Origin of the sequence: Oribacterium sinus, from assembly GCF_963537195.1 — a bacterium.
In the GTDB taxonomy this organism is placed as follows: domain Bacteria; phylum Bacillota; class Clostridia; order Lachnospirales; family Lachnospiraceae; genus Oribacterium; species Oribacterium sinus_A.
The window spans coordinates 1-6,506 of the sequence record NZ_CAUTEG010000116.1 but is presented as its reverse complement, the minus strand read 5'-3'; the positions used below and the strand labels follow the sequence as shown (position 1 = coordinate 6,506).

Sequence of the window (6,506 nt, the reverse complement as noted above, 5' to 3'; positions counted from 1 at the left end):
CCCAAAAGACAATCAGCAAGGTCTATCTAAAGTCCAGCTTTGATATTCACAATGTCCATGTAGGGGACTTGATGAAGAGGGCTACCTTGTCTACTGAAAAAATAGTATTAACAGATGGTACAGAGATTAAACCGGATCCAAATCCAATATTTTTTACAAATCCCTATCGAAGTTATCCCAATAACTTAGATCAATGGAGGCTACTACTGGATAGTTTTAAAACAGAGGAAGGCTATATAGGAGATGTTTTCAATATAAATGAAACGAAGGCTTTTGATCCGGGGCGTTATCAGATTTCTTACTTGCTTCAACAAAATCACATAATAGATAAGTATCGTCTTTTGATGAAAGGAACGGATGATAACTATGGGAAAGGAACGGAATTCTATGTCAACAACGAGTTATATATTACGGAGATACCTGCTAAGCCGGAGGCTGATTTAACTCCGCGACCATTAATAACCTCTCCTTTATTTGATGCTAAAAAAGCAGAAAATCCATCAAAGAATAATTCCGAAAATTCTTCTCGTGGAAACTCCGGTAGTTCTAGTAGTTCCGGAGGCAATTCTTCCGGCTCCGGTAGTTCAGGCGGAAGTTCAGGTGGGGGTTCCGGAAGCTTTAAGGTCAGCAGTAGCTTGAGCGGACAGGTACTTGGTGTAGATCGTTCCTTATCCAGAGGTCAGTGGATACAGGATGAAAAGGGCTGGTGGTACAAAAGAGCGGACGGAAGCTATCCGAAGAATAGCTGGGGCTATGAAGCCTATAACGGAAAGTCCTACTGGTACTACTTCCTGGACTCCGGCTATATGGCAACAGGCTGGGTGGATGTAAACGGTAGCAAATATTATCTTTTCCCAAATTCTGACGGATGGAAGGGAAGAATGCTCACCGGTTGGCAGTGGATTGACGGAAACTGCTACTACTTGGATTCTCAAGGACAGAATGAGGGTGCTCTCTATAGAAACACCACTACTCCCGATGGGTTTACAGTAGACTCGGAAGGAAGATGGGTAGTGAATGGAGCAGTGCAAAAACAATAAAATTCCCACAAATGGATAGAAATATAGTATAATTTTATATCGTGAAATGGCAATAAATAAGAAAGGACGATGGAGATGAGAAGAAAAAACATGCTGGCTTTAGGACTGAGTGCGGTACTTTGTACAGGGCTTTTTGTCCCTGCAAGCTATGCGGATAGTATTACGAAGGATACTTACGTTCCGGAGGTAGAAAAAACTGCTGAAACAGCAGGAACTGCAGAAGGATTAGATGATTTTCCGGAAGAAACTGCTGTGGAAGGGAAAACTGAGTCCATAGAGGAAGAAGTGTCGACTACTGAAGCGGAAGACCCCGAGGAGCTTGCTGAGCAAAAGAGTGAGTCTACAGAGGACTCTACAGAAGGCTCTACAGAAGATATAAGAGGAACAGACTCTACGGTAATGACCTCCGGATATTCAGGGTTTAGAAATGCTGCAGTAACGAGATCTCTTGACAATAAGGTTATAAGGGTGACTGTATCATTTGAAGATTGGGACTTTCCGGCAAGAGATCATATGAAAGTGCTTCGAGATAAAAAAGTAAACGTAACAGGTGTCGTTTTAAGAGGAAATGAGCCTGGAGTCATCAATAATCCAAGCCCGGATCTTTATAAAATTCTCCCGGAGAGGGAAGTGGAAAAGAAAGTAAATGGTCAGTGGGTTCCTTACAATCTCAACTACTTTACCCCGGGGGAGTATCACTATGTATATACACTTGCTGAAGGAAAGAAGAGCCAATTTTATATTTTACCAATAGCAGAACAGGATGGAGATGGTATATTTGCTTATACAAGTGTTTCTGTGGAGGAAAGGTATTTTTATCAGAAAGGGGTACATAGTTATGATCAAGATAATTTGAAAGCTACTCAACGGGAAGATGCAAAGTATAAATATTATACCTTTGAAAGCGAAACTTTTACTGTGAAGGAAGCAAAGATCATGACGAAAGTATATCTCCGTTCCAGCTTTGACATCCATAATGTTAAGGCAGGTGATACTACGAAGAGGGCAACGCTTCAAGTGGAGAAGATTGTCTTAAAAGATGGTACGGAGCTTCTGTCTAAGGATTTACCACAGCCTTTTCTTATGAATTTTCGTAATGATTTTCCCAAAAACCTAGACCAGTATAAACTCTATCTGGAAAGCTATCCGAATGAAGCGGGAAAAAACGGAAATCTCAGATTTACGCAGGAAGAAGACACAATTTTTCCGGAAGGCCGTTATAAGGTACTATATGTAATACAGCCTTATTATACAGTTGATAACTATCGTTTCTTAGTGTCGGAAACTGATGATCCTTATGGCCAAGGTACAGAGATTTATGTAAATAATGAGCCCTATAAAGTCTATGGGGTTATTCCCGTTTATAATATATCAACTATTACATCAATAACATCCCCTTTCTTCGATGCGGTAAAAGTAGAGAAGAAAGAAAATCATTCCGGCAATACGGGAAACTCCGGCTATTCCTCTAAAGGCGGTTCTTCCAGCTCCGGTAGTTCCGGAGGCAGTTCTTCCGGTTCCGGCGGCTCAGGCGGTAGTTCCGGTGGCGGCTCCGGAAGCTTTAAGGTCAGCAGTAGCTTTACCGGACAGGTACTTGGCGTAGATCGTTCTCTATCCGGAGGACAGTGGGTACAGGATGAAAAGGGCTGGTGGTACAAAAGACCGGACGGAAGCTATCCGAAGAATAGCTGGGGCTATGAAGCCTATAATGGAAAGTCTTACTGGTACTATTTCTTGGATTCCGGCTATATGGCTACAGGCTGGGTAGAGGTAAACGGCAGTAAATACTATCTTTTCCCAAACTCTGACGGTTGGAAAGGTAGAATGCTCACCGGTTGGCAGTGGATTGAGGGAAACTGCTACTATTTAGACGCTCAAGGACAGAATGAAGGATCCCTTTATAGAAACACCACTACCCCCGATGGTTTTACAGTAGACTCGGAAGGAAGATGGGTAGTGAATGGAGCAGTGCAAAAACAGTAAAACAGCCATTATGTTTTATAGAAATGTTTATATAATCTATTTTAGGGAAAAGCTAAAATAGAAAAAGACAGTAATTCTAAACAGAAATTCGACAATGCAAAAGGTAAAGAAACCGAGATAGAAGAAATGCTTCTGTCTCGGTTTGTGGAAGAAGGAGTAATTTATGAAAAGCTTTATCTTGGGGAAGAGAGGAAAGAGGCTGATAGCCCTGTGCCTTGTTATATTACAAGTGCTTTTTCAATTTCCTGTAGAATGGAAAGCGGAGGGAAGTCAAGCAGAAGGAAATCCAACGCAGAAAGATATAGAACTCCACTTTTTGTTTAAAGACCATGAGCAGAATCTGGCTCAAGCAGCAAAGGTGGAGGTCGAGCTTGTCATATACAAAAAAGCTGAGGAAGCAGAAAAAGAAGAGACAGAGGAGACAGATGAGAAGGAGCTGACTTCTTCCGTGATAGATAAAGATAAGGAGGAAAAGGTATCAGCTTCTTTTTTTGAAGATGAAGGGAAAGAAAAGACTAGCTCCAGTACTTCCGGAATAGAACAGGGCGATAATTATACTAAAAAACAAGTCAGCTGGGATAGGAATGACGGATTTCCACATTTTTATAGCAATTCGAAATATAGTGAAGATAATCCTTCGAGCGAGATACATCCGGATTATGGAATTGTTCAGGAAGTTTTATTTTATACCGGACAAACAAATCAAGATGGGGAAATTTTACAGAAGATTCCGGCAAATTATATGACCACAAACTATACGATAGAGATTCGTGTACGAGGAAGTAATGAGTCTTATGAAACGTCTGGTTTATATGAAGAACGTATTACAGACGGAAATTTACCGGATGACCTGCATAGAACTATAGAGCTTGAGTTGAATCAAAAAAAGAAAAAGCAGTGGCAAGGAAACTTAGTATTTCCTCCGGTAAATGATGTAATTTTGAAGGAGGGGGAAAGCAATCCTATTCCTTTGGAAGCATACTATCAAAAGGCCAGTGAGGAAGAGGATGTAACTGTACCCCAAATAGAATATTACCTTGCGAATTCCAGGGGAGATAGAACTCGGATTTATAATCCTACTGCTTTTTTAGTTGGTACTTCCGGAAGATATACCATCATCGCCAGAGTACCGGAGGACGCCAATCACGCTGCTTTAGAAGCTCGTCGGAGTTTAGTTGTAAAAAAACGCTTTAATGGAGAAATCATTATAAATAAAAATATTAAAATACCACTGAAAAAGGGTGAAGAGATTCAGCCGGAAATTAATGAAATATTTAAAGCTAAGGTTTACTACTCTATTGTTTCTCCGAAATTAAATGCTTCTATTGAACTTGATGAAAATAGACGCATAATAAGAATGAGGCATATTGGAAAGGCTAGAATAGAGGCCAGAGTAGATGATTGGGTAGACCCTAAGGATGGAACAATATATACGGCTGAACCGGAGATAATTTATATAACGATTACCCCCGGGAACCAGAACCAATTTTCCTTTAGTTTAAAAGATTTTGGACAGCCAAGTGAAGAAGAAAGGGGAGGGAATAAGGTATTCCGGTATACCGTGCATTACGGAAAGGAGAATCAGGAAAGAGGATGGACTTTAGGGAAACATTCTTTTCGCGTAAGTACCAGAGGCGCTACAGGCACGAGTGTAAGTTATAAGCTTGAAGCAGGAGAGGATATTGCTGATTTTAATGCACAGACAGGAGTCCTTACTTTTAAAAACAGTAAAGTTGGTCCTGTCCTAATATCTGCTACATCTGTTGACCCAACAGGAAATTATGATCCAAAGACCATTTATGCGGAGATTAATGTGGTTTATCCGGACTTCTCTAATTTCATAGATAAGCAAGGGAAAGCTAATGATAAGGGCTGGTATAACACGAATATAATATTCTCCCCTAAGTCAAAAAATGATAGCATTTCCGATAGTGATTCTTGGGATGACACTAAGAATAAGTGGGAAAAAAGCTTTTCAATTGAGGAAAAAGACGGTGCTTTGGAAGGAAGAGAACTTTTTATCAAGAAACCTAACGGAGAAATTGGTAAAGCGTATGTACTTGAAAAGTATAATATTGATACTACCAAGCCGGAGCTTATCTCCATTTCCTATAGGACGGACAAAGAGTCCAGAGTCAAAACCCTTGCGGGCTATGACTTCTATAAAGACACACTGGAAGTGGAACTAAAAGCCAGGGATGAGCGTTCCGGGATGGCTGCCATCTGTTATCGTTTTGACCTACAAGATAGTGATGGGATTGTTCATCAGGGAAATACTTTGTACAAGCTTACGGATAATGACGAGAGATTTAGCAGACCCTATGATTTCACAGCCATTGCAAAAATCAAGATTGATCCTCAGTTCAGGGGAAAGATTGTATTCTTCGCGGTAGATAACGCAGACAATACAAATGAAGATCAGCCTCTTAAAACCGATAAGTATTTGGTAGTGGATACAATAAAACCAAAGGGAAGCTTTGATTTTCAGCCTGAGGGTAAGAAAGTTAATGACCACTTTTATTTTCAAGATAAGGCATTTTTAACTCTGAACGTGGAAGAAAAGAACTTTTTTCCTGAGGATCAGGATTTTTCTTTGAAGGTTTATAGCAGAAGAAATGGAGAAGACAAAGAAAGTTCCTATAGAGTGCAGGGCAATAGGGAAGCTCTCACATTAAAGAAGAATTCTACTTTCATTAGTGATGGAAGAGAGAGCTTGTTAAAGGACAATTCTACTTCTTTCATACAAATCATGCCTAATGGGGAACAGAATGATTTGACAATGAATTTCACCCAGGAAGGACATTATCGTTTGTCCTTTGACTATAAGGATCCTTCCGGAAATCCTTTAGAATGGAAGAATACTTTAGGATTGGAGAAGAATGGAGAACTGGCTATCACTGTGGATCATACGGATCCCAAGATTTTCTTTGACCCTTCTTCCGAAAGTGGTCAGGTACGGTACTTTGCGAAGGATGTCAAATTTACAACAAAGATTTTAGAAGAAAATTTTAGTACCAATGATACCCACCTTAACTATAATTTCCTTCCGGATACTGTGAAAAGTTCGCCTTCATCTCTGGCTATGCCGGTAAGTCCCAGCACTATGCCCGGGCGTATTCTTCATCCCCGTTCTCTGGCTTCGACAAGAGGCGTGCAACAGTTTAAAAATCATACGGTTACGTGGAAGAAGGAAAAGCTATCCGATTCCAATCTATATTCTTCTGAACTAAATTTCACAGAGGACGGACAGTATGAGGTTATGGTGGATACTACCGACCTTTCCGGAAGGAAGGCCAGTGCCTCCAATTTCCTGGTAGTGGATAAAACACCCCCTAAGATTCGGCTGACTTTATCCAATGACGGCCTGGCCAATGAAAAATACTTTAGAGAAGTCAGAAAGGGACAAATCGAAATCGAGGATGCCCACCTGGATTTCTCTTCTCTTCAGGTAGATTTTTCCGTAAAGGACAAGGCGGGGAATCC

At 40.6% G+C, this 6,506-nt stretch carries 2 protein-coding genes and 1 pseudogene; all 3 read left to right on the top strand.

The genetic code is table 11. The features are described 5' to 3' along the window. Positions 1-1,040: pseudogene (locus RYL27_RS10225) on the top strand (hypothetical protein); the annotation flags it as partial. Positions 1,041-1,115: 75 nt separating this feature from the next. Further along, positions 1,116-3,023 carry an N-acetylmuramoyl-L-alanine amidase family protein gene (locus RYL27_RS10220; RefSeq protein ID WP_314967018.1) on the top strand — a complete coding sequence of 636 codons (1,908 nt, stop codon included), beginning with the start codon at positions 1,116-1,118 and terminating at the stop codon, positions 3,021-3,023. A 163-nt stretch (positions 3,024-3,186) separates the two neighbouring features. Continuing rightward, positions 3,187-6,506: hypothetical protein (locus tag RYL27_RS10215; protein WP_314967016.1), on the top strand; the 3,320-nt coding region annotated here is incomplete at its 3' end.